This is a genomic window from Luteimonas sp. 100069 (assembly GCF_003813845.1).
GTDB classification, from domain to species: domain Bacteria; phylum Pseudomonadota; class Gammaproteobacteria; order Xanthomonadales; family Xanthomonadaceae; genus Luteimonas; species Luteimonas chenhongjianii.
On the sequence record NZ_RPFN01000001.1, the window covers coordinates 392,756 to 415,844 of the forward strand.

The 23,089-nt window shown below is 67.4% G+C and carries 18 protein-coding genes, 1 tRNA gene and 1 riboswitch; of the genes, 11 read left to right on the top strand and 8 right to left on the bottom strand.

Annotated elements, in window-relative coordinates:
- The first annotated feature begins 149 nt into the window (after positions 1-149).
- The 6 genes from EGK76_RS01735 to EGK76_RS01760 all read left to right on the top strand — a co-directional run bounded on the left by EGK76_RS01735 (position 150) and on the right by EGK76_RS01760 (position 5,976).
- On the top strand, positions 150-2,009 hold the full coding sequence (locus EGK76_RS01735; protein WP_123831413.1) for an autotransporter domain-containing protein: 1,860 nt from the start codon (positions 150-152) through the stop codon (positions 2,007-2,009).
- 76 nt (positions 2,010-2,085) lie between these two features.
- Positions 2,086-2,159 (top strand) — tRNA-Gly (locus tag EGK76_RS01740).
- Between the two features lie 94 nt (positions 2,160-2,253).
- Positions 2,254-3,177, top strand: a complete 924-nt coding sequence (gene rimK / locus EGK76_RS01745) for a 30S ribosomal protein S6--L-glutamate ligase (RefSeq protein WP_123831415.1) — start codon at positions 2,254-2,256, stop codon at positions 3,175-3,177.
- A 260-nt stretch (positions 3,178-3,437) separates the two neighbouring features.
- Positions 3,438-3,929, top strand: a complete 492-nt coding sequence (locus EGK76_RS01750; protein WP_096299678.1) for a hypothetical protein — start codon at positions 3,438-3,440, stop codon at positions 3,927-3,929.
- Positions 3,930-3,938: 9 nt separating this feature from the next.
- Positions 3,939-4,622 (top strand): response regulator transcription factor, encoded by a 684-nt coding sequence (locus EGK76_RS01755; RefSeq protein ID WP_096299677.1) that lies wholly within the window; start codon positions 3,939-3,941, stop codon positions 4,620-4,622.
- Positions 4,609-5,976, top strand: coding sequence for a HAMP domain-containing sensor histidine kinase (locus tag EGK76_RS01760; RefSeq protein WP_096299675.1), 1,368 nt, complete (start codon positions 4,609-4,611; stop codon positions 5,974-5,976). Before EGK76_RS01755 ends, EGK76_RS01760 begins: the two co-directional genes overlap by 14 nt.
- A 21-nt stretch (positions 5,977-5,997) precedes the next feature.
- Here EGK76_RS01760 and EGK76_RS01765 read toward each other — a convergent pair whose 3' ends face one another.
- The 3 genes from EGK76_RS01765 to metF are packed head-to-tail and all read right to left on the bottom strand — an operon-like array spanning position 5,998 to position 8,412.
- The gene (locus tag EGK76_RS01765) at positions 5,998-6,915 is read right to left on the bottom strand and encodes a branched-chain amino acid transaminase (RefSeq protein ID WP_096299673.1); all 918 of its coding nucleotides are present in this window, start codon (positions 6,913-6,915) and stop codon (positions 5,998-6,000) included.
- A gap of 47 nt (positions 6,916-6,962) precedes the next feature.
- Positions 6,963-7,538, bottom strand: a complete 576-nt coding sequence (locus tag EGK76_RS01770) for a hypothetical protein (protein ID WP_096299671.1) — start codon at positions 7,536-7,538, stop codon at positions 6,963-6,965.
- A 49-nt stretch (positions 7,539-7,587) separates the two neighbouring features.
- Positions 7,588-8,412, bottom strand: a complete 825-nt coding sequence (gene metF, locus EGK76_RS01775; protein WP_096299669.1) for a methylenetetrahydrofolate reductase [NAD(P)H] — start codon at positions 8,410-8,412, stop codon at positions 7,588-7,590.
- Positions 8,413-8,804: 392 nt separating this feature from the next.
- Here metF and EGK76_RS01780 point away from each other — a divergent pair, with 392 nt between their 5' ends.
- The 3 genes from EGK76_RS01780 (at position 8,805) to EGK76_RS01790 (ending at position 11,058) form a co-directional block, all read left to right on the top strand.
- Complete coding sequence (locus EGK76_RS01780) at positions 8,805-9,362, top strand: DUF3228 family protein (RefSeq protein ID WP_096299667.1); 558 nt, start codon at positions 8,805-8,807, stop codon at positions 9,360-9,362.
- A 101-nt stretch (positions 9,363-9,463) separates the two neighbouring features.
- Positions 9,464-10,624, top strand: a complete 1,161-nt coding sequence (locus tag EGK76_RS01785) for a zinc-dependent alcohol dehydrogenase (RefSeq protein WP_123831416.1) — start codon at positions 9,464-9,466, stop codon at positions 10,622-10,624.
- Between the two features lie 23 nt (positions 10,625-10,647).
- A complete protein-coding gene (locus EGK76_RS01790) occupies positions 10,648-11,058 on the top strand; it encodes a hypothetical protein (protein WP_123831418.1) in 411 nt (136 codons plus the stop codon).
- Between the two features lie 325 nt (positions 11,059-11,383).
- Here EGK76_RS01790 and ahcY read toward each other — a convergent pair whose 3' ends face one another.
- Positions 11,384-12,838 (bottom strand): adenosylhomocysteinase, encoded by a 1,455-nt coding sequence (ahcY, locus tag EGK76_RS01795; protein WP_096299661.1) that lies wholly within the window; start codon positions 12,836-12,838, stop codon positions 11,384-11,386.
- 37 nt (positions 12,839-12,875) lie between these two features.
- Positions 12,876-12,989, bottom strand: a riboswitch (S-adenosyl-L-homocysteine riboswitch).
- Positions 12,990-13,131: 142 nt separating this feature from the next.
- Between ahcY and EGK76_RS01800 the strand changes: the two genes are divergently transcribed.
- Positions 13,132-14,919, top strand: a complete 1,788-nt coding sequence (locus EGK76_RS01800) for a LysM domain-containing protein (protein WP_123831419.1) — start codon at positions 13,132-13,134, stop codon at positions 14,917-14,919.
- 200 nt (positions 14,920-15,119) lie between these two features.
- Entirely contained in the window at positions 15,120-17,624 is a 2,505-nt protein-coding gene (locus EGK76_RS01805; protein ID WP_123831420.1) for a prolyl oligopeptidase family serine peptidase, read from the top strand.
- Between the two features lie 195 nt (positions 17,625-17,819).
- Here the strand turns inward: EGK76_RS01805 and EGK76_RS01810 are convergent, their stop codons facing one another.
- From EGK76_RS01810 to metK, 4 genes are all read right to left on the bottom strand, one after another.
- A complete protein-coding gene (locus EGK76_RS01810) occupies positions 17,820-18,551 on the bottom strand; it encodes a peptidase (protein ID WP_096299655.1) in 732 nt (243 codons plus the stop codon).
- Between the two features lie 64 nt (positions 18,552-18,615).
- Positions 18,616-19,623, bottom strand: coding sequence for an alpha-E domain-containing protein (locus EGK76_RS01815; RefSeq protein ID WP_096299653.1), 1,008 nt, complete (start codon positions 19,621-19,623; stop codon positions 18,616-18,618).
- Positions 19,624-19,748: 125 nt separating this feature from the next.
- The gene (locus EGK76_RS01820; RefSeq protein ID WP_096299652.1) at positions 19,749-21,161 is read right to left on the bottom strand and encodes a circularly permuted type 2 ATP-grasp protein; all 1,413 of its coding nucleotides are present in this window, start codon (positions 21,159-21,161) and stop codon (positions 19,749-19,751) included.
- A 169-nt stretch (positions 21,162-21,330) separates the two neighbouring features.
- Positions 21,331-22,542 (bottom strand): methionine adenosyltransferase, encoded by a 1,212-nt coding sequence (gene metK, locus EGK76_RS01825; RefSeq protein ID WP_123831422.1) that lies wholly within the window; start codon positions 22,540-22,542, stop codon positions 21,331-21,333.
- Positions 22,543-23,089 lie beyond the last annotated feature (547 nt).

Genomic DNA, 23,089 nt, shown 5'->3' on the forward strand with positions numbered 1-23,089 from the left:
CGCTTCGCTTGTTCGGCGCATCCGTGCGGCAGTGCGGCGTGCCGCGGGTGAATACGCGTGGGATCATCCGCGCCCGACGCGGCCGTGGTCCGCGCCGCGCCCGGCCCGGTGGATCGTCCCCGGCCGGAATTTCCAGGAGAGCTCCCCCGATGTCGTTCAGGCCCATCCGTGCCGCCCTTGCCGTGGCAATCGTTGCTGCTGCCGCCGGTCCTGCTTTCGCTGCCGAGACGTTCTCCCGCACCGTGTTCTTCGGCGACAGCCTGACCGATTCGGGCTACTTCCGGCCGGTGCTGACGCAACCTCAGCTGCTCGGCCCGCAAGGCGCGATCCTCGGACGTTTCACCACCAATCCGGGCCTGACCTGGGCCGAATACGTCGCCGACCGCTACGGCACGCGGGCAACCCCCAACGGCAACGGTCAGAGCGGCGACAACTACGCGGTCGGCGGTGCGCGCATTGCGGTCGATACCGCGACTGCGCTGGGCAGCGTGCCATCGCTGCGGACCCAGGTGAGCCGCTATCTGGCCGCCAACGGCGGGCGCGCGGATGCCGACGCGCTCTACAGCGTCTGGGGCGGCGCAAACGATCTGTTCGCAGTCTCCGCGGCCCCCGCCCAGGCCCAGCAGATCATCGGCGCGGCGGTGACCGCGCAGGTCGGTCTGGTCGCTGCGTTGCAGAACGCAGGCGCGCGCTACGTCGTCGTGCCGGCGATCCCCGATCTGGGCCTCACCCCGCAGTCGCGCGCCGGCGGCGCCGCGGCGATGGCGGCCGGCACCCAGCTCGCGAGCACCTATAACGCTGCCCTCTACGGCGGGCTCGCAAGCCAGGGGCTGCGGGTGATCCCGGTGGACGCCTTCCGCTTCCTGCAGGAAGTCTCGGCCGCGCCGGCGCTGTACGGCTTCGCCAACGTGACCTCGCCGGCATGCCGCACCCAGCCTGCGCCTGCCGGGGATTCCTCGCTTTTCTGTAATCCCAATTCCTATGTGACGCCGTCCGCTGCGGATTCGTACCTGTTCGCCGATGGCGTGCATCCGGCGGCGCGCGCCAACGAGATGATCGCCGACCTTGCAATTGCCATGATCGATGGCCCGCAGCAGATCGCGGTCCTGCCGCAGTCGGCGGCGATGACCGGCCGCGCCCGGGCGGACCGGATCAACAGCCGCCTGAGCCTGGCGCCGGCCCGTGGCGAGGGCCGCAGCTGGTGGACGGACGTGCGCGCCGACATGCAGCGCTACGATCATGGCGATGCCTATGACGGTGTCGGCCCGGCGGTGACCGCGGGGCTCGACTGGACGCCGGGCGCCACGACGTTCGGCGGCTTCATCGGCTACGGCAAGCAGGGTAACGACTGGGGCATGCGCCGCGGCAGCTGGGATCAGGCCGAGACCACGGCCGGCGCCTTCATCGGCTGGCGCGTCGACGGCGGCGCGTGGGTCAATGCCCAGCTCAGCTACACCTGGCTGGACGTCGACTCCGACCGCACCGTGCAGATCGGTCCGGTCACCCGTCTGCATCGTGGCCAGGCCGACGGCAGCAACACGACGGCAGCGATCGCCGCAGGATGGAACTTCGGCGAGGGCGCGCTGCAGCACGGCCCGGTGCTGTCGCTGGTTGGCCAGCGCATCAAGCTCGACGGGTTCGCCGAGAGCGAGCCCACGCTGTCGAGCTCGCTGGCCTATCCGGCACAGGACATCGACTCGCTGGTCGGCAGCGCCGGCTGGCAGATCGCGTATGCCGCCAGCGATGCGCTCCGCCCCTACGCGCGTCTCACCGTCGACCGCGAATTCGAGGACGCCCCGGCCGAGGCCTTCGCGCAGGCCCAGTCGCTGCCGTCGACGCTGCCCTATGCCGTGCCGGCACGCGGCTATGACGACAGCTACGCGACCGCGACGCTGGGCACCCAGGCCCGTCTGTTCGGGCTGGATGCCAACGTCGGCGCGAGTCTGACGGTGGGGCAGAAGGCCGGCAGCAACACGACCTTCTTCGCGACGATCGGCGCGGGCTTCTGATCCGGGCGCGCAACGCCGCCGTCACTTCGGCGGCGTTGCCAACGCGCGCGGCCGCAGCATAGACTGGGCATCTCGCGCGGGTGTAGTTCAATGGTAGAACTGCAGCTTCCCAAGCTGCTAGCGTGGGTTCGATTCCCATCACCCGCTCCACGTTCCAGCTGCATCCGGCGGCGACACCAATGAAACTGGTGTCGCCGCTTTTCGTTGGCGGCTGTCCTCGGGCATGCGCCCTACCGGTGATTCGATGAAGCTCGCGATCCTCTCCCGCAACACCAGGCTCTATTCCACGCGGCGCCTGGTCGAGGCGGCGCGCGCGCGCGGGCATTCGGTGCGCGTGCTCGATCCGTTGCGCTGCTACATGCGCATCGGCAGCGAGGGCGTCTCGATGCGCTACAAGGGCAAGCCGATCGTCGACTACGACGCCGTGATTCCCCGCTTTGCAGCGTCGGTGACGCGCTACGGCTGCGCGGTGCTGCACCAGTTCGAACTGATGGGCACCTTCGCGCCGAATCCCTCGGCGGCGTTCGCGCGCGCGCGCGACAAGCTGCGCTGCCAGCAACTGCTCGCCGCCGAGGGCCTCGGCCTGCCGGTCACGGTGTTCGGCGACAACCCGGACGACACCGACGACCTGCTGGCGATGCTGGGCCCGCCGCCGCACGTGATCAAGCTCAACGAGGGCAGCCAGGGTGCGGGCGTGATGCTCACCGAAAAGCCCTCGGCCTCGCGCGGCGTCGTTGAAGCACTGCGGGGGCTGTATGCGAGCTTCGTGGTGCAGGAGTTCATCGCCGAGGCGCAGGGCGCCGACCTGCGTTGTTTCGTGGTCGGTGACCGTGTGATCGGAGCGATGCAGCGGCAGGCGCCGCCGGGCGACTTCCGCTCCAACCTCCATCGCGGCGGGACTGCGACGCCGGTCGACACCACGCCCGAGGAGCGTGCGGTCGCCGTGCGCGCGGCCCAGGTGATCGGTCTGGGTATCGCCGGGGTGGATCTCATCCGCTCCGAGCGTGGCCCGCTGGTGCTCGAGGTCAACGCCTCCCCAGGTCTCGAGGGCATCGAGGCGGCCACCTGTGACGACATCGCCGGTGGCATCGTCGATCACCTCGCGGCTCATGTCCGGGGCCGCGCAGGCGGCCGCCGCGGCCGGCAGCCTCCGGCCAACGGAAGTTGAACGATTTCTTACCTTATTTCGACGGTGGCGCGCGTAGCCTGCATGTCCGGAATGCGCTAGCGCTCTCTCCACCCCGGTTCGCCGGGGACTTAGCGGATGACGGCAATCGGGGCAACACCTTCGACCCGGGCGATCCTTCGCCCGGGTCTTTTTGTGGACGCAGCGGCAATCATTGTCCCGTCCAGGCCCTACAGGCAGAATCGGGAGGATTGCAACGCGGCCGCGGTGTGCGAACGTCGTTCGATTACAGGAGTTGTCGCATGTGCAAGTGGATGCTTCCGGTTCTTCTCGCGTTTCTTCCGCTGGGCCCGGTGAGTGCGAACGTCACTGCGAACGATGCAGTCGCGCTGGACAAGGGCGTGGACCTGGGCCGATCGTTCGAGGCGCAGCGTCAGGCGATCCTCCAGGCCTTGGCCGACGGAGAGGTCTACAAGGAGATTTCTCCGGAAGATATGCAGATCGTGCGAGACTCGCTCGCCCGGATGTCGGGGCTGCTTGGCGACGTGCAGGACGTGGGACGTTTGCCTGAGCTGACGAGGGTCGAGATATTCAACGAGCAGGGCCGGGTCAACGCCCTGCTGACCCGTGCCCACGCGGACAGCCGTCTGGTCTGCAGGCGCGAAAAGCCGGTCGGTTCCAACCGTTCCATCAATCGGTGCATGACGGTTGCCGAGCGCAACCGCGAGCGCGACAACGCGCAGGACCTCATGCGGAACCAGAAAAAATCCGAAGAACTAATAAATGTACGTTAAGAGGTTTCAATGCACATTCTCGTTATCGAAGACAACCAGGACATTGCCGCCAATCTCGGGGATTACCTCGAAGACCGCGGGCATACGGTCGATTTTGCTGCCGACGGCGTGACCGGCCTCCACCTGGCTGTAGTCCACGACTTCGACGCGATCGTGCTCGACCTCAACCTGCCTGGCATGGATGGTCTCGAGGTCTGCCGCAAGCTGCGCAACGACGCGCGCAAGCAGACGCCGGTATTGATGCTCACCGCGCGCGACAGCCTCGACAACAAGCTGGCCGGCTTCGACTCCGGCGCCGACGACTATCTGGTCAAGCCGTTCGCGCTGCAGGAAGTGGAAGTGCGCCTCAACGCGCTTTCGCGGCGGGGCAAGGGCACCCACACGCGCGTGCTCGATGTGGGGGATGTCGAGTACAACCTCGACACCCTGGAGGTGCGCCGCGGCGGCAAGCTGCTGCAGCTCAATCCGACCGCCCTGAAGATCCTGCAGTCACTGATGGAAGCATCCCCGGCCGTGGTGACCCGCCAGGAGCTGGAAACCCGGGTCTGGGGTGAGGAATTGCCCGATTCCGATTCCCTGCGCGTGCACATCCATGGGCTGCGTGCGGTGATCGACAAGCCCTTCGACGTTCCCTACATCCAGACCCGCCACGGGATCGGCTACCGCATCGCGGTTCCCGATGCGGCCAGCTGAATCGAGTCCGGGCCGACCGGCCCGGACCCGCGGTCGCCGCCGTTTCCGCAGGCGGCTGCGCAGCCGCATCATCCTGTCGTTCGTGCTGCTCGGTCTCGGGCTCACGACGATCTTCGCGTTCCTGACCCAGGAAGCGCGCGACCGCGTCGAGAACACGCTGGTCGAAGACCTGATGAACCGCAACATCGACGAGTACGCGCGACGCTACTACGTGGATCCGGCGCGCAATCCGGCAGTTCCCGTCGAGCAGATCCGCGCGCGCGTGGTCAAGCGCGAGCGCTTCGAGGAGCTGCGTCGTGAGCAGCCCGACTGGTACGAACTCGGTGACGGCATCCACAACCTCAGTGGCATCGACGAGGATGGCACGCCCTTCATGTACAAGCTCGCCGTGCGCAAGACGCCCGATGAGTGGTTCTTCCTCGCCTATGACATGAGCGAGACGATGCGCGGCGCGACGCAGTTCCAGCGGGCGATCTTCGGGTCGGTGGTGCTGGTGTCGCTGCTGTCGCTGCTGATCGGCTGGTGGTCGGCGGCCCGGGTCATGAGCCCGGTGTCGGCGCTGGCGGCACGCCTGAGCCGATCCGGCGACAGCTCCATGCCCGAGGCGCTGGCGCCGCATTTCCCGGACGACGAGGTCGGCCAGCTGGCCAGCGCACTCGACGACTATGCGTTCCGGCTGACCGAAGTTGTCCAGCGCGACCGCGAGTTCAACGCCGATGTCAGCCATGAACTGCGCACACCGCTGGCGGTGATACGCGGCGCGGTGGAGCTGCTGCTGTCGCGGCCCGACCTCGACGACAAGACCCGTACCCGGCTGCTGCGCATCCAGCGCGCCGAGCAGCAGTGCACCGACCTGATCAGTGCACTGCTGTTGCTGTCGCGCAACGAACGCGGCCACGGGGCGACCGATGTCGGCCGCGTCGTCGAGCAGTTGTTCGACGCGCACCGAGGGCAGCTCGGCGGCAAGCCGCTCACGCTGCGGCTGGAGGCAGGCCCGCGGCCGCTGATCGTCGATGCCCCGGAGTCGGCGGTCACCGTCGCCGTCGGCAACCTGGTGGGCAACGCGATCAAATACACCCTCGAGGGCGAAGTGGTCGTGCGCCTGGGCGATCACGCCGTGGAGGTGGCCGATTCCGGGCCCGGCCTCAGCGCCGAGGATGCCGCGCGCCTGTTCGAACGTGGCTATCGCGGCACCCATGCCGAGCATTCGCAGGGCGGCGGCATCGGCCTGTCGATCGTGCGCCGCCTGTGCGCCCTGTACGGGTGGCAGGTGCGCGTGGTGCCGGGTCCGACCCGCGGCGTGGTGGCGACACTGTCGTTCCGGCCCCCGGCGCCATCGATGCCGGCGGACTGACGCCGGCATCGAGGCAAGCCTTCACGGCTCCAGCGGTTCCAGCCAGCCGTGTACGTCGGGCGTGGTGCCCTTGAACAGGCCGAAGAACAGGTCCTGCAGGCGCCGGGTCACGTCGCCCGCGCGGCCGGTGCCGACCTGGCGCCCGTCGACCGAGCGGATCGGGGTGATCTCCGCCGCCGTGCCGCACATGAAGAGCTCGTCGCACAGGTACAGATATTCGCGCGGCAGGTCGCGCTCGATCACCTCGATGCCGTTGGCGCGGGCGAGGGTGATGATCGTGTGCCGGGTGATGCCGTTGAGCAGCGCCGCGCTGACCGGCGTGGTGTGCAGGACGCCCTCGAAGACCAGGAACAGGTTCTCACCCGCGCCTTCGCTGAGCAGGCCCGTCGACGCAAGCGCGATGCCCTCGCCGAAACCCAGGCGCCGGGCCTCGCGCGCGACCAGCTGGCCGGAGAGGTAATTGCCGCCGGCCTTGGCGCCGGCCGGAATCGTGTTCGGCGCGAAGCGCTGCCAGCTCGACACGCAGGCGTCGATGCCGTTCTCAAGCACGTCGTCGCCGAGATAAGCACCCATCTGCCAGGTCGCGACGGCGACATCGACCGGCGTGTCGGCCGACAGTCCGAACCCGCCGAGGCCGCGATAGGCGACCGGACGCAGATATGCCGAGCGGAAGCCGTTCCTGAGGATCACCTCGCGCGATGCCGCGTTGAGCGTGTCCAGATCATAGGGAATCTCGATCTCGTGGATTCGCGCCGAGGCGTAGAGGCGGCGATTGTGTTCGGTCAGGCGGAAGATCGCCGGGCCGCTCGGCGTGTCGTAGCAGCGGATGCCTTCGAACACCGACGAGCCGTAGTGCAGCGCGTGCGACATGACATGGGTCGTGGCCTCGGCCCACGGCTTGATGCTGCCGTTCTGCCAGATCCATTCGGGATAGTGCATCGGTACGCTCGCAAAGGATGGAGCGGAGATTCTGCCCGAAGCGCGCGCTAGAGGCTCAGCCACCAGCAGCCCAGATGGCGGCGCAGGCCGAACACCGTGTGTACGGTGCCGCCGTCGTTGCCGCTCTGGTCCACGCGCAGGGATGTGGGCGCGCGCTCGGGCGCTGCGGTGGGAATGTCGCGCGCGCTGACCCAGCCCGAGAACCCGAGCTGCTGTTGTGCCAACACCGGCTGGGCCGGGCGCTGGGCGGTGATGTCGATCAGCGGTCGCTGGGCGATCCCGTCCAGGCGGTCGAGGATCCGGTAACCGCCGCTCTGGCTCAGGCCCTGCCAGTGGTAGAGGCCGATCAGGCGATTGGTGTCGCGCTGGTGGATCGCGAAGCCCAGTTCCTGGATCAGGCCGCGCAGGTGGCGCTGGCAGCTGAACCGGGGCGTATGCGACGTGGCGGCACCGGGACGGGGCGTACTCTCGCTCGCGCCGACGGCCTGGCAACTGCGGTCGGTGTAGATCGTGCCGCCGTCGGGTCCGGTGCAACGTCGGACCTGCGCGGCGACGAGCGGCACCTGCAACGCCGGCAAGGCCACGATGGCCAGCAGGACGGCGGTCAGGAATCGGTGGGGCATCGGTGCAGACTAGCGGCTGGGCGGCTGCTGCGACAGTGGCACGCGCGCCTCAGGACAGGCGCGCCAGCACTGCCTGGGTCGGGCGGGCGAGGTTGAGCGTGTAGAAGTGAAGTGCCGGCGCACCGCCGGCGATCAGGCGTTCGCACAGCCGGGTCACGATGTCGACGGCCAGCTCGCGGATCGCATCGACATCGTCACCGTAAGCGCTCATCTGCCGGAGCATCCAGCGTGGGATCTCGGCCCCGCAGCCTTCCGAGAAACGGCGCAGTTGGCTGAAGTTCGAAATCGGCATGACCCCCGGAATGATCGGCACCTCCACGCCTGCGCGGCGCGCGCTGTCGACGAAGTGGAAATACGCATCCGCGTTATAGAAATACTGGGTGATGGCGGCATCGGCGCCGGCATCGACCTTGGCCTTGAAATGACCCAGGTCCGCGCGCGCATCATCGGCCTGGGGATGGATCTCCGGGTAGCACCCCACCTCGATGCGGAACCGATCGCCGAACTCGCTGCGGATGAAGGCCACGAGTTCCGAGGCATAACGCAGGTCGCCCGGATGGCCCATGCCGGAAGGCAGGTCGCCACGCAGCGCCACGATCCGGTTGCAGCCCATCGCACGATAGAGCTCGAGCAGCTCGCGGATCTCCTCGCGACTGCCGCCCACGCACGACAGGTGCGGCGCGGCGTCGAGACGATGCTCTTGATTGAGCCGGCGCACAGTCACGGGCGTGTGGCTGAGCGTGGAGCCGCCGGCGCCGAACGTGCACGTCACGTATTCGGGCGCGTGCGCTGCCAGCTTCCTCACGGTGCGATCCAGCTGCGTGCGCTGGTCGTCGGTCTTGGGCGGGTAGAACTCGAAACTGATCGGGATCATGCGCGGCGCCGCTGGCGGATCTGGAGAGATCATATCTCTTTATCGCGATGGATTCATTTTAATTTGCCACTGACGATCCTGCACAAGGGGTGCACGACTGGTATCCGCGCGCTGTGGATGCGGTCCCCATCCCGGCCGGGCGATCGCCGACGCCGTGATCGCCGACTGGAGGCGTGCCGAGCCACCGCGTCTGGTCGCTGCGAGGGATGGCAGACGAGCCGCGGATGTCCGCTTGCGGCAATCGCGGTTGCGGCCACTGCGGCGGTCGCGGTGCACTCCGGTTCCCAGGCTGCGGGCGATCCGATCCGACATGGCGCTCCCCACTGCGATACCGTCGCGCCTTGCCGCGCGCGGCAAGGCCGGAATTTCCTTCATCCTCCAATGATTGCCCCATGTCCATCGTCATGACCCCCTTCGCCCGCGCCCGCCTGTTTCCCCGCGGTGGACGCGCCAACGCCATCCAGGACTGCACGCCTGCGCAGTTCCAGCAGCGTCTCAACGACGAGGCGCCGTTCGCCGTTCTCGACGGCTACGCGCCCTTCTGCAAGCTGCACGTGCATCGCAACTGGACCTCGACCCGCTGCCTCACCGTTCCGGTCACCGAGGCCAACCGTCATCTGCTGCGCTCCGGCTACGAAGCCCGCAACCCGGCCGAACTGCCGGTGCTCGTGCGCTGGTTCGAGGGCGTCGAAGCGCCGGTGGCGCGCTTCCTCATTCCGATCCTCTACAGCCGCCAGCAGCTGGACAAGGAAGGCACGCCGATCGAGGGCGACTGGGGCATCGTCGGCTGCCTGTACACGATGGAACCGGCGGAGATTCCGATGGCCCCGATCACGATGCTGCGCAACGCACTGGGCGTGGAAGAGGGCGGATCCGGCGTGCCGCTCGATCGCCAGGCATATCGCCGGAGCGTGGAGTTCTGGGACAGCAACGCCAACTGGCGTCCCTGAACACGCTGCCGAAAGTTCGCTGATCCCCGCGCCGCTTTCACATGCGGCGCGCGATGGTCTGGCCTCCGCCGAATCCGGCGCCGCCGCCCACGGAGAATCGAATGCTGGCCACCACCTACCGGCGACCGCGCACGATGCGCATCGCTCACGTCGCCGAGCCCGAGATCGAGCATCCCAACGACGCGATCGTGCGCGTGACCCGCAGCTGCATCTGCGGTTCCGATATCCACATATACAACGGCCTGGTGCCCGATACGCGCGTCGGGTCGATCATCGGCCACGAGTTCACCGGTGTCGTCGAGGAAGTCGGGCCCTCGGTGCGCAACCTCAAGGTCGGCGACCGTGTGCTGGTGCCGTTCAACATCTTCTGCGGCAGCTGCTTCTTCTGCCAGAAGGAGCTCTACGGCAATTGCCACAACGTCAATTCCGAAGCCAGCGCGATGGGCGGCTTCTACGGCTACACCCACACCGCCGGCGGCTATGACGGCGGCCAGGCCGAGTACGTGCGAGTGCCCTTCGCGGATGTCGGCCCCACCGTGATTCCCGACGACATCCATATCGAGGATGCGGTGCTGCTGACCGATGCGTTTCCGACCGGCTACCAGGCCGCGGAGATGGGCGACATCCGCGAGGGTGACACGGTGGTTGTGTTCGGTGCCGGCCCGGTCGGATTGTTCGCCGCCAAGAGCGCGTGGTTCTTCGGCGCGGGCCGGGTGATCGTGGTCGACTGCGAGGACTACCGCCTGGAGTTCGCGAAGAAGTTCGCCCACTGCGAGACGGTGAACTTCCGCGAGATCGACGACATGGCCACGCATCTGAAGAAGATGACCGACTGGCTGGGTGCGGACGTCTGCATCGACGCGGTGGGCTGCGACGCCAGCGGCAGTGCGTTCCACACCTTCACCGGAAAGATTGCGCTGATGCAGGCCGGCTCGCCGATCGCGCTGCACTGGGCCATCAACAGCGTGCGCAAGGGCGGGCGCATCTCGATCGTCGGCGTGTACGGACCGACCTTCAACATGATTCCGATCGGCAACGCGGTGAACAAGGGGCTGACGCTGCGCATGAACCAGGCCAGCGTCAAGCGCCACCTGCCGCGGCTGATCGAGCACATCCGCGCCGGGCATATTTCGCCGCGGGACATCATCACGCACCGCATTCCGCTGGAGGATGTGGCCGACGCCTACGACATCTTCGTCAACAAGCGCGACAACTGCATCAAGCCGGTGCTGATACCGCCCTCCGCACACGGTGCGGTGTGATGGCCGGCCAACGGGAGACGACCATGGACAACGCAAGCAAGTTCGCCCACATCCCCGGCTGGGGCGCAGACCTGCCGCGGGAAAACCGCCCGGCGGTGCCGATGGAGCGCACCCCGCCGCGGCTCGATGTGCCGTGGAGCGATCCACCGCCGCAGCAGCCGATGACCGTCGAAATCCTCAAATCGGTCGAGCGGCCCGAACATTCGCGCACTTTCGGCACGCGCCTGCCGCCCAAGGGGCTGAGCGGCGTCATCCGGCGCGCCGCGTTCAAGCGCAGCGAGAACGACATCGGCCACTGGCTGATGCTGATCGCCGCCGACCGCGTCAACGTGGTGGAAGGACTGTGCGAGGACGTGCGTCGGTCGCCGACGAAGCTCGCAGCCGTCGGTATCGGCGCCGCGCTCGCCGCGTGGTGGTTGCTGCGCGACGACTGAGCACCGGAGCCTGGCAGAACGGAAACGGAGCCATGCGGCGCCGTTCCGGTCTTGCGCGGGCGGTGTGGTTTGCCTGTCCGCCTGTCTCGCGGTCGCAGCGGGGCTCGCAGTGGGCGGAGGCCGTGGCTGCTTCTAGTCACCGTTGCCGCGCTCGCAACCGAATGACTGGTATGGCCGAGCGCGCACTCCTGCAGGGGCGCGTGTGTTCGAGGCCCGCCGGCGATTGTGGCAGGCGTCTTGCTCGCGCTTCGTACGCTGAGCGCACGCACAAAAAAAGGGCGCCTTGCGGCGCCCTTTTTCCGTACCGCGGTGACCGGCGAGGCGATCAGTAGCGGTAGTGATCCGGCTTGAACGGCCCTTCCACCGGCACGCCGATGTAGTCGGCCTGCTCCTTGGTCAGCGTCGTCAGCTTCACGCCGATCTTCTCCAGGTGCAGCCGCGCGACTTCCTCGTCGAGGTGCTTGGGCAGCAGGTAGACCTTCTTCTCGTAGCTGTCCTTGTTGGCCCACAGGTCGATCTGCGCCAGCGTCTGGTTGGCGAACGAGTTCGACATCACGAAGCTCGGGTGGCCGGTGGCGCAACCAAGGTTCACCAGGCGGCCTTCGGCCAGCAGGAAGATGCTGTTGCCATTGGCGAAGGTGAACTTGTCGACCTGCGGCTTGATGTTGGTACGCGTGGCGCCAGAGCCGTAGAGCGCATCGACCTGGATCTCGTTGTCGAAGTGGCCGATGTTGCAGACGATCGCCTGGTCCTTCATCGCCTGCATGTGCTCGAGGCGGATGATGTCCTTGTTGCCGGTGGTGGTGACATAGATGTCGCCGCGGCCGAGGGTTTCCTCGATCGTGGTGACTTCATAGCCTTCCATCGCCGCCTGCAGGGCGCAGATCGGGTCGATCTCGGTGACGATCACGCGGGCGCCGTAGGCACGCAGCGAGGCGGCCGAGCCCTTGCCGACGTCGCCATAGCCGCAGACCACGGCGACCTTGCCCGCCAGCATCACGTCCATCGCGCGCTTGAGGCCATCGGCCAGCGACTCGCGGCAGCCGTAGAGGTTGTCGAACTTGCTCTTGGTGACCGAGTCGTTGACGTTGATGGCCGGGATCAGCAGCGTGCCGGCCTCGGCAAGCTGGTAGAGGCGATGCACGCCGGTGGTGGTCTCTTCCGAGACGCCCTTCCATTCGGCGACGGTGCGGGTCCAGAAGTCGGGACGCTCGGCGCGCACGCGCTTGAGCAACGCCTTGATGACCTGCTCCTCGTGGCTGCCGCCGGTGCTGTTGACCCAGCTCTCGTCGCCCTTCTCGAGTTCATAGCCCTTGTGGATCAGCAGGGTCACGTCGCCGCCGTCATCGACGACCAGCTCCGGGCCGATCAGGCCGCCCTTGCCGTCCGGGAAGCTCAGCGCCTCCAGGGTGCAGTCCCAGTATTCCTCGAGGGTCTCGCCCTTCCACGCGAACACCGGCGTGCCGGTAGCCGCGATCGCGGCGGCCGCGTGGTCCTGGGTCGAGAAGATGTTGCACGAGGCCCAGCGCACGTCGGCGCCGATGTCCTTGAGCGTTTCGATCAGCACCGCGGTCTGGATGGTCATGTGCAGCGAACCGGTCACGCGCACGCCCTTGAGCGGCAGCGTGGCGGCGTGCTTCCTGCGGATCGACATCAGGCCCGGCATCTCGTGCTCGGCGATGTCGATTTCCTTGCGGCCCCAGTCGGCCAGCGAGATGTCGGCGACCTTGTAGTCGCCCTCGGTCGAAAAGACGCGCTCGGTCTTCAGTTGTGCGTTCATTGCGTGCTCCGTAGCAGGAATGCGGGATGCGCATTCGCGATTACGGGCGCCGTTTGCAGGACACCGCGCCGAGCCTGGCCGTCGTGGACAGCCGCACTGGAAGTGTGGCGCGTGGTTGACCCACGTGACGGTCGCAGCGCCCCTCGGCGAGGCGGACGCCCATTCTATCGCAGGCCGCGGGCGGGCGATCCCGGGAGGTCGCACCGGTACGGCACTTCGGGGTCATCGAATGAACAGAAGTTCAGGCTGGGGGCATGGCCTCGGGTTTACCCCAGTAGGTCGGCGCGTCCGGCATGCAGGACCATCTGCAGTACGCGCCGATGGCGCGACTCTTCGACGACGACCAGGTGGATCGCGTGCACATGCAAATACATGACGGCGGCGGCTCGATTGCGCGGACCCTCCCCACACCTACGCTCGATCCCACCCGGCACAACGTGGTGGCCGGCGATACCGTGGCTTCGCTCGCCGAGCGCTACATGGTCAGTCCCGAAGCGATCCACGCGGCCAATCCGCAACTGGTCTCGCCGACTGCGCAGGGCGGCAATGTCATCCAGCCGGGCGATGTCATCGAGATCCCCGTCTCGCCGATGAGCGCCAGTGGCGATGTCGAGGGCGGAGATGCGAACCACTCCACCACCGACATCAAGGTGTCCGCCAAGGCAGCCGATGGCAGCATCACCTGGCAGCCCGACAGCACCGCGTTGAAGCTCACCGCCGAGCAGGAGGTCCAACTCGGGAACAGCCGCGCCGAAGGTGCGGCAGCTGGCAGTCGCGGCGCGTCGATCAGCGTGGCCAGCGAGTCCTCCGTCGAAGTGCAGAAAAGCAGCGGCGATGGCACGACGTCGTTTGCGGTCACCACAGGCACCCAGGTCAGCGTGTCGGGGGAGGCGAACGCGGGCGGCCGCGGCGGCGCCGAGGTCGAGGCCAGCGCCGCAACCGGTTTCGAATCCACCTACAAGGTCATCTTGCCCGGGGAGGACCGCAGCGTCGAGGCGGCGGCAGCGGTGAATCCCTTCGACCCGACGACGATCCCGGTCGGCGGCAGCGTCACGCTCGACAGCAGCGCGTTCGCCGAGACCGCGCTCGCCGGCTCGTTCCGCATGATCGGCACCGAGACCAAGGTCAAGGAGTCCGATGGGGTCAGCTACACGGTCGAGCGCGTGGACGCCGACACGGTGCGGGTGACCAGCGGCCCGACCGAAACGATCAACGCCTTCAACGGCGTGGGCCTGCGCGCGGGCGATCTGTCGGTGATGGCAGGCCGCGAGGACCAGCTGCACGGCGCGACCCTGCAGACCGCCGAGTTCGACATCTCCAGCGTCGAAGGCCAGGCCGCGTATGCCCACTTCAATTCGACCGGACAGGTGGCGCACGAGACGGCGGGCGTCGCCAACGTCGCCACGATCTCGCGCATCGACTATTCCTCGCAGACCCAGCTTCGTGCCGGTTACGACAGCCTGAGCGTGGCGCTCGGCGGGCAGGCCAATCTCGGCAGTTCGGTGCAGGTCGAATACCCGGACGGCTCGCGGTCACTGACCACCGATCTGAGCTATGGAGGCAACGTACCGCTGACCATCGAGCAGCGCTTCGACGCAGCAGGAAACGAACTGCCGGGCGAGCGCAGCTACGCCTTCGAGCTCGATACCGATCGACCGTCCTACAACTGGTTCGAACGCAACATCCTCGGTCGCAACGAAGCCAGCGAAGAGCAGGCCAACGCCGATCTGCTGAACTGGGCGCTGACCGGCGGCGTCGATGGCGCGGGGCCGGTCGGGGCCGGCGAGACGGTGACGCTGACCTTCAGCGAATCGCAGCTCCAGGCCCTGATCACGCAGACGCGCGCGACCGTCGACGGCAACGAGCTGGGCGGCGCGCATCCGGACCTGCGCGTTCTCGTCGAGGACTACAGCGGCACGCCGGTCAACGACACGATGGACTTTGCGGTGGCGCTGGCGCGCAATCTCGGCGGCGATCCCTACGGTTTCGCCGCGCGCCTGCAGACCATTTCCGCAGGGGCCGACGGCGACACCGCCAATCGCGGCTATGCCCGTATCGATGCGGATGTGCAGACGCGCTGATCCGCTGCACGGTTTGGCATCGAATGGATGTCAGTTTCGGGGCCACCTTCGGGTGGCCCGTTTTTTTGCGTCCCGTTGTGATGCGTCTGCCGCAAACGCGTGTCTCGCTGCAAGTCCCGACGGTCCCGGTCCGATTGCGCGGGTAGGCCCTGATGCGGCGGGTATGCTCGACGACCCGCGTATGTCCGGATTGCCTGCCGATGTCTTCAACGAGTACCAGTCGCCACCTCTCCGTGGTCGTTTCCGCCACGCTGCTTGCCGCAAGCCTGTCATGGAGCGCGCCCCTGCTCGCGCAGGACGGCCCGGGCGCGGCGACGTCCAACACCAGCGGCTACCAGTTGCCGCCCGAGGCCCTGCAGGCGATCGTCGACGCACCGCGCCCGCCGCGGCTGCTGCTGAGCCCGAATCGCGATCTGGCGGTGTTCCTGCAGACGCCTGCATTGCCCGGTATTGCCGAAGTCGCGCAGCCCGAGCTCAAGCTGGCCGGCATCCGGATCAACCCCAAGACCTATTCCAGCAGCCGTGCCTCGTACGTCACCGACCTGTGGCTGCGGCCGGTCGACGGCGGTGGCGATCAGCGTATCGCCGGACTGCCCGAGCCACTGTCGCTGGCCTCGCTGCTGTGGTCTCCCGACCAGCGCCATATCGCCTTCAGCCAGGTCGACATGCGCGCCGGGCAAGTGCAGTTGTGGATCGTCGATGTCGCCACCCGTCAGGCGCGCCGGCTGCTCACGCAGCCGCTCAATGCGGTGGTCGGCAACGGTTTCGAATGGATGCCCGACAGCCGCAGTCTGCTGGTCCGCCTGCGGCCCGAAGGGCAGGGCGAGGTGGGGCAGGAAGATGCGGTGCCAGCCGGCCCGAATGTGCAGGACACCGGCGCCGGTGGCACGGTGCAGCAGCTGCGCACCTACCAGGACCTGCTGCGCAGCGAGGCGGATGCGCGCGTGTTCGCGCACTACATGACCAGTCAGCTCGCGTATGTGGCGCTCGATGGCCGGATCACGCCGATTGGCGCGCCGGGCATGACCACTAGCGCGAGCGCGTCACCCGACGGACGCCACATCCTGCGCCAGCAGATCGACCGGCCGTTCTCCTACCAGGTTCCGTATTCGCGCTTCCCGCGGCGGATCGAGGTCGTCGGTCTGGACGGCGCCGTGCAGCACACCGTCGCCCGTCTGCCGCTGGTCGAGGGCCTGCCGGTCGGCAACGACGCGGTGCCGACCGGTGTGCGTTCGGTCGCCTGGCGCAGTGATGCGCCCGCCACGCTCGCGTGGGTGGAAGCGCAGGACGGCGGTGATCCGTCGCGTGAGGCCGACGTGCGCGACATCGTCTACATGCAGGCTGCGCCGTTCCGCGATGCACCGCAGGTGCTGGCCGAACTGTCGATGCGCTATGCCGGCACGCAGTGGGGCACCGGCGATCTCGCCCTGCTCAGTGAGTACTGGTGGAAGACCCGAAAGATCCGCGAGTGGAGGTTGCAGCCCGATGGTGGGGCGGCGCCGGTGCTCGTGCGCGACGGTTCCTACGAGGATCGCTATGCCGATCCCGGCAGCGCGGTCACGATGCCCGACGCCACCGGCAACAGCCGGCTGCTGATCGCCGCCGACGGCACCAGCATCTACCGCATCGGTGATGGCGCCTCCGACGAGGGCGATCGCCCCTTCCTGGATCGCCAGAACCTCGCCGACGGCAGCACCGAGCGGCTGTTCCACTCGCAGGCGCCGTACTACGAAGCCCCGGTGGCGGTGCTCGATGCCCAGGCCACGCGGCTGTTGACCTCGCGCGAGACCCAGGTCGACCCGGCGAACTATCTCGTGCGCCGGGTCGATGCACCCGACGCGGCGCCGATGGCGCTGACCGCATTCGAACATCCCACGCCGCAGCTGCGCGACGTGCAGAAGGAGCTGGTGCGCTTCAAGCGCAAGGATGGCGTGGACCTCAGCGGCACGCTGTACCTGCCGGCCGGCTACGACGCCAGGCGCGACGGCCCGCTGCCGATGCTGATGTGGGCGTATCCGGGCGAGTTCAAATCCGCCGATGCCGCCAGCCAGGTCACCGATTCGCCGCACCGCTTCAATGCGATCGGCTACTGGGGGCCGCAGGCGTTCCTGGCGATGGGGTATGCGGTGTTTGCCGACGTGTCGATGCCGATCATCGGTGAAGGCAACGCGGAGCCCAACGACACCTACATCGAGCAGCTGGTGGCGAGCGCCGAGGCCGCGATCGACGAAGCGGTACGCCGCGGCGTGGCCGACCGTCGCCGTGTCGCGATCGGCGGGCACTCCTACGGCGCGTTCATGACCGGCAACCTGCTGGCGCACTCGCGCCTGTTCGCGGCCGGCATCGCCCGCAGCGGCGCCTACAACCGCACGCTGACGCCGTTCGGTTTCCAGGCCGAGGAGCGCAACTACTGGCAGGCCCAGGACACGTATCTGAAGATGTCGCCGTTCAACTATGCCGGGCAGATCAAGGACCCGATCCTGCTGATCCATGGCGAGGAGGACAACAACTCCGGCACCTTCCCGATGCAGAGCGAGCGCATGTTCGCTGCGATCAAGGGTCTGGGTGGCACGGCGCGTCTGGTGATGCTGCCCAAGGAGTCGCACGGCTACCGCGCCCGCGAGTCGATCCTGCACATGCTCCATGAAACGGAGGCGTGGCTGGACCGGCACGTGAAGAACCGACCGGCGGATACCGCGCGCTGAGCGCGTCTCGTCAATCGGCCTCTCCCTTCGGGAGGGGCCGATGCGCGCAAGCACTTCGGATGAGAGGTATGGGGGTCTGCGCTGGTGAGCATCATCCGCATTTCGCGAATCTCTCCCGGAGGAGGGCCGGGGAGGATGCGGGAGCCGGGCGCGTCGGTTCCCCGTGGGTCATGCGCCACGCGTGCAGCGGCCGGATCAGGCCCAGTCGGGCAACGGTAGATCGGCGACGGCGCGGCGCATGCTCTCGTTCCAGTGGCTCCGGATCGACTGCAGGTAGGCGTCGCCATCCTCGTAGCGCCGCTGGATCTGGACCTGGAGGCTGTCGCGGCAGTAGACCAGCAGATCGATCGGCGGGCCGACCGACAGGTTCGAGCGGATCGTCGAATCGAACGACACCAGCGCGCATTTTGTCGCGGTGACCAGGTCGGTGCGCGAGGTGATCACCCGGTCCAGGATCGGCTTGCCGAACTTGATCTCGCCGCTCTGGAAGAACGGTGTCTCCCGCGAGCTCTCGATGAAGTTGCCTTCCGAGTAGACAAGAAACAGGCGCGGCGCCTCGCCGCGGATCTGGCCGCCGACGATGAACGAACCACTCGGATCGATTCCGCTGTCGCGCAGATAGCTCTCGTCACGGGCGCGGATCTCGCGCATCGCATCCCCGACCACCTGCGCCACCTGGAACATCGACTGCGCATTGAGGATGCCGACGCGATCGGTCTCGTGACGCGCGCGATGCTCGATGAGGTTGAGCACGTTCTGCGTCAGCGAGAGGTTGCCCGCCGACAGCGTGACCACGACCCGGTCGCCATCCTGGGCGAAGACCCGCAGTTTTCCGGCACGGCGGATGTGGTCCACACCGGCATTGGTACGCGAATCGGAGGCCAGTACGAGGCCTTCGTCGAGGTTCAAACCGATGCAGTAAGTCATAAGGTGCCGCGACAGCGCGCAATTGCAGCACGCATTGTGCCCCGCGCGGCGGCGCAGCGACAGCTCAAGACGAACGCTGCCATTGTGACTGCGACATTCCGGGCGGGGAGAACGGCACCACTTCGGTGGTCATGAACTGGCGGTGGATCTCGTTGCCGAGTCGCGACAGCCTGCCCATCGTGTCCTGCAGCCACGTCTCCAGGCCAGCGGCAATGATCTCGTCGATGCGCGCATAGCGGGCCTGCGCCGCCAGTGCGCCGGCCTGACGCGCGACCTCCACCGATTCGCCGCCCGACAGCGATTGAAGGATACGGTGGATCGCGGCGACGCAGGCCTGCAGTGAGCGCGGATTGTCGTCGTTGAGCAGCATCAGCGCGGCCACGCCGGCGGGGCTCACCGACTCGCGATACAGGCGACGGTAGGTTTCGAACGCCGAGAGCGCCTGGAGCAATGCGCTCCACTGGAAGTACTGGGTCGCGTCGCGCACTTCACCTGTCTCGGGCAACTCTTCGTCGCTGCTGATCATGTCGAGCAGTCGGATCGACCAGTCCGCACGTTCGATAAAGGCGCCCAGTTGCAGGAAGCGATAGCCCTCGCCGCGGCCGAGCGTGCCGATGGTGATGCCGCGGAACGCGGCCGAGCGCGTCTTCACCCATTCCAGCGCGTTGCTCAGGCCCTGCTGGCGCAGGCGCGTGGCATCGAAGCGGCGGATCTCCAGCCACGAACTGTTGAGATCCTCGTACATCTCGGCAGTGATCGCCACGCGCTGCGCGCGTGCGTTCTCGCGCGCCGTGCGCAGGCAGCTGTAGATCGAGCCCGGGTTGTCGGGCGAGAGCAGCAGGTGCTGCACGACACCCTCGGCATCGATGCGGCCGTGGCGCTGCTGGAAGCTCTCCACCAGACCGAGCGAATCGAGCGCGCGGCGCCAGGGCGCCGCCTGCGCCTTGCCCCGGTCGAGGCGTTCGGGGAGCAGCGCGATGCGCTGGGCCATGTCGAGCAGGCGCGCGGTGTTCTCGGCGCGTTCGACATTGCGCGCTACCCAGTAGAGATCGTTTGCGGTGCGGCAGAGCATGGATCAGCGCCTGTGCGAAGGACTGGCCAGCGCGAAGCGGCCGGATACGGAGCGGGCAGTCAGGGCATCGCGACCTGCGGTGCGCGACGGCGGGACGGGGGCAGGGGACACGGCGGGCCGGCGACTCATACTTCCATCACCCAGGTGTCCTTGGTGCCGCCGCCCTGCGAGGAGTTCACCACCAGCGAGCCCTCACGCAACGCAACGCGGGTCAGGCCGCCGGGCACGACATGGATGCGGCGGCCGCTGAGGATGTAGGGGCGCAGGTCGATATGCCGCGGCGCGAGGCCGCTCTCGACGTAGGTGGGGCAGGTGGACAGCGACAGCGTCGGCTGGGCGATGTAGTTGCCCGGGTCGGCGAGGATGCGCGCGCGGAATTCCTCGATCTCCGCCTTCGTGGCGGCCGGCCCGACCAGCATGCCGTAGCCGCCGGCGCCGTGGACTTCCTTGACCACCAGCTCGGGCAGGTGTTCGAGGGTGTATTTCAGGTCGTCCGGATTGCGCAGCTGCCAGGTCGGCACGTTGTGCAGGATGGGCTCTTCGCTGAGGTAGTAGCGGATCATCTCGGGCACGTAGGGATACACCGACTTGTCGTCGCCGACACCGGTACCCGGTGCATTGGCGAGGGTCACGTTCCCGGCGCGGTATGCACCGAACAGCCCGGAGACCCCGAGCATGGACTCGCGCCGGAACACGGTGGGATCGAGATAGTCGTCGTTGATGCGTCGATAGATCACGTGCACGCGCTGGGCGCCACGCGTGGTCTTGGCGTAGACCATGTCGTCCTGGACGAACAGATCGGCGCCTTCGACGAGCTCCACGCCCATCTGCTGGGCCAGGAAGGCGTGTTCGAAGTACGCCGAGTTCGCCGCGCCCGGGGTCAGCACCGCCACCACCGGGTTGTCGACGTTGGCCGGCGCGCTCTGGCGCAGGACCTCGAACAGCGCATCGGGATAGCGTTCGACCGGCGCGATCTGCTGGCGGGCGAACAGTTCGGGGATGAGCCGCGCCATCATCCGGCGGTTCTCGAGCATGTAGGACACACCTGACGCCACGCGCAGGTTGTCTTCCAGCACGTAGTACTCGCCATCGCCGGCGCGTACAAGATCGATGCCCGACACGTGCGAGTAGGTGTTGCAGGCCACCTTCAGGCCCTGCATCTCCTTGCGGTACTCGCTGTTGGCCAGCACCAGCTCGGACGGGATGCGGCGATCGCGCAGGATGCGCTGCTCGCCATAGATGTCGCCCAGGAACAGGTTCAGTGCATGCACCCGCTGGCGCAGTCCGGCTTCGAGGATCTTCCACTCGTGGGCGGGGAGGATGCGCGGGACGATGTCGAACGGGATCAGGCGCTCGTTGCCGGACTCCTCGCCGTAGACCGAGAACGTGATGCCGACGCGGTGGAAGGACACCTCGGCCTCGAGGCGCTTGTGCGCCACCTGTTCGTCGGGAGTCACCTGGAGCCAATCGTCGAAGCCGTGGTAATGGGGGCGCACCTGCCCTTGGGCATCGTGCATCTCGTCGTAACTGGGCGGCATCGTCAGTCGGGCTCCGTGGGCTTGGGGGCGGAGCTGTGCTGCGCCCCGGTACAGCATGCGAACTCGGCGATGCACACGAAGTGAGGGCAAACCGCCAGACGCGGAACGGGCCGCTTGCGCGGCCCGTCCGGTAACGCCCATGTACCACGGCAACCGCCGCGGCGCGATGTCACTTCAGCTTCGCATCCGTGCGCAGCGCGTCGGCGCGATCGATCTTCTCCCACGAGAACGCGGTCGCGGTGTGCCGCTCGCCGGCGCCGTCGACGTAGCTCACGTCCTGCGGCTTGCGGCCGAAGTGACCATAGCTGGCGGTGCGCTGGTAGACCGGGTGGATCAGGTCCAGCATCTGGATGATGCCGTACGGACGCAGGTCGAAATGCTTGCGGATCAGCTTTTCGATCTTGTCATCGCTGATCTTGCCGGTGCCGAAGGTGGTGACCGAGATCGAGGTCGGCTCGGCCACGCCGATCGCGTACGACACCTGCACTTCGCAACGGTCGGCCAGGCCGGCCGCGACCACGTTCTTGGCGACGTAGCGGGCTGCGTACGCGGCCGAGCGGTCGACCTTGGACGGATCCTTGCCCGAGAACGCGCCGCCACCATGGCGCGCCCAGCCGCCGTAGGTGTCGACGATGATCTTGCGCCCGGTCAGGCCGCAGTCGCCGACCGGCCCGCCGATGATGAACTTGCCGGTCGGGTTGATGTGGAACTTGGTGCCCTTGTGCAGCCACTTCGCCGGCAGCACCGGCTTGATGATCTCCTCGCGCACGGCTTCGATCAGGTCCTTCTGCTTGACGCCCGGATCGTGCTGCGTCGACAGCACCACGGCGTCGATCGCGGTGGCGACGCCGTTCTCGTAGCGCAGCGTCACCTGGGACTTGGCGTCGGGACGCAGCCACGACAGCGGGGAATTCTTCTTCTTGCGGACCTTGGCCTGCTGCTCGACCAGACGGTGCGAGTAGTGGATGGCCGCCGGCATGAATTCCGAGGTCTCGTTGGTGGCGTAACCGAACATCAGGCCCTGGTCACCGGCGCCCTGCTGCTCGGGATGCTTGCGGTCCACGCCCTGGTTGATGTCGGGCGACTGCTTGCCGATCAGGTTCAGCACGCCGCAGGTCTCGCCGTCGAAGCCGACGTCGGAACTGTTGTAGCCGATGTCCAGGATCACCTTGCGGGTAAGCGCCTCAAGATCGATCCACGCACTGGTGGTCACTTCGCCGGCGACGATCGCAACGCCCGTCTTGACCAGGGTTTCGCAGGCCACGCGCGCGCGCTTGTCCTGGGCGAGGATCGCATCGAGCACGGCGTCGGAAATCTGGTCGGCGATCTTGTCCGGGTGGCCTTCGGAGACCGACTCGGAGGTGAAGAGATAGCTGGACATCGGGCCTATATCCCTATATTCGGATGAAAAGATGGCCGGCAATCATACAGAGCGGCCGGCGGAATTGCATTGTGGACTGCGCCGGATTGCAGCGCGGTTAAGCGCGATTACGGTGCAGGACAAGTGTCATCACGCCGAGCGGCGGCTGCAACCGCAGCGCCCCGGCGCAGTTGCGGGCCGGCGGCGCGCGTGCGCGACAGGCTCGGCATGGGCCCGGAAGGGACGTGCTGTGCAGGGCTGACGCGCTTGCCACGGGCGCCGCTCCGCAGCGCGCCAGGTGCTGCGGTCTGCAGCCACTTGTGGACCGCTTTCGCAGTGGCACATCCGGGGCTCGGCTTCGCCCGTCCCGCGCCCGGCATGCATGGCTGCTTGCCAAGGGAGCTCCCTGTGCGGTGCGGCGGTTACGCCGGCGTGGCCCGGAAGGCTTCGCTCGCCGGCAAGTCCGTCCGGCCCATGGGCCGGGTAGTCCCATGGCATCGTCTGCGGCCAGATCCGTCGCGCGGCGACGGTCGAGCATGCGGGTCCTCTACGCACCGACGGCGACGGG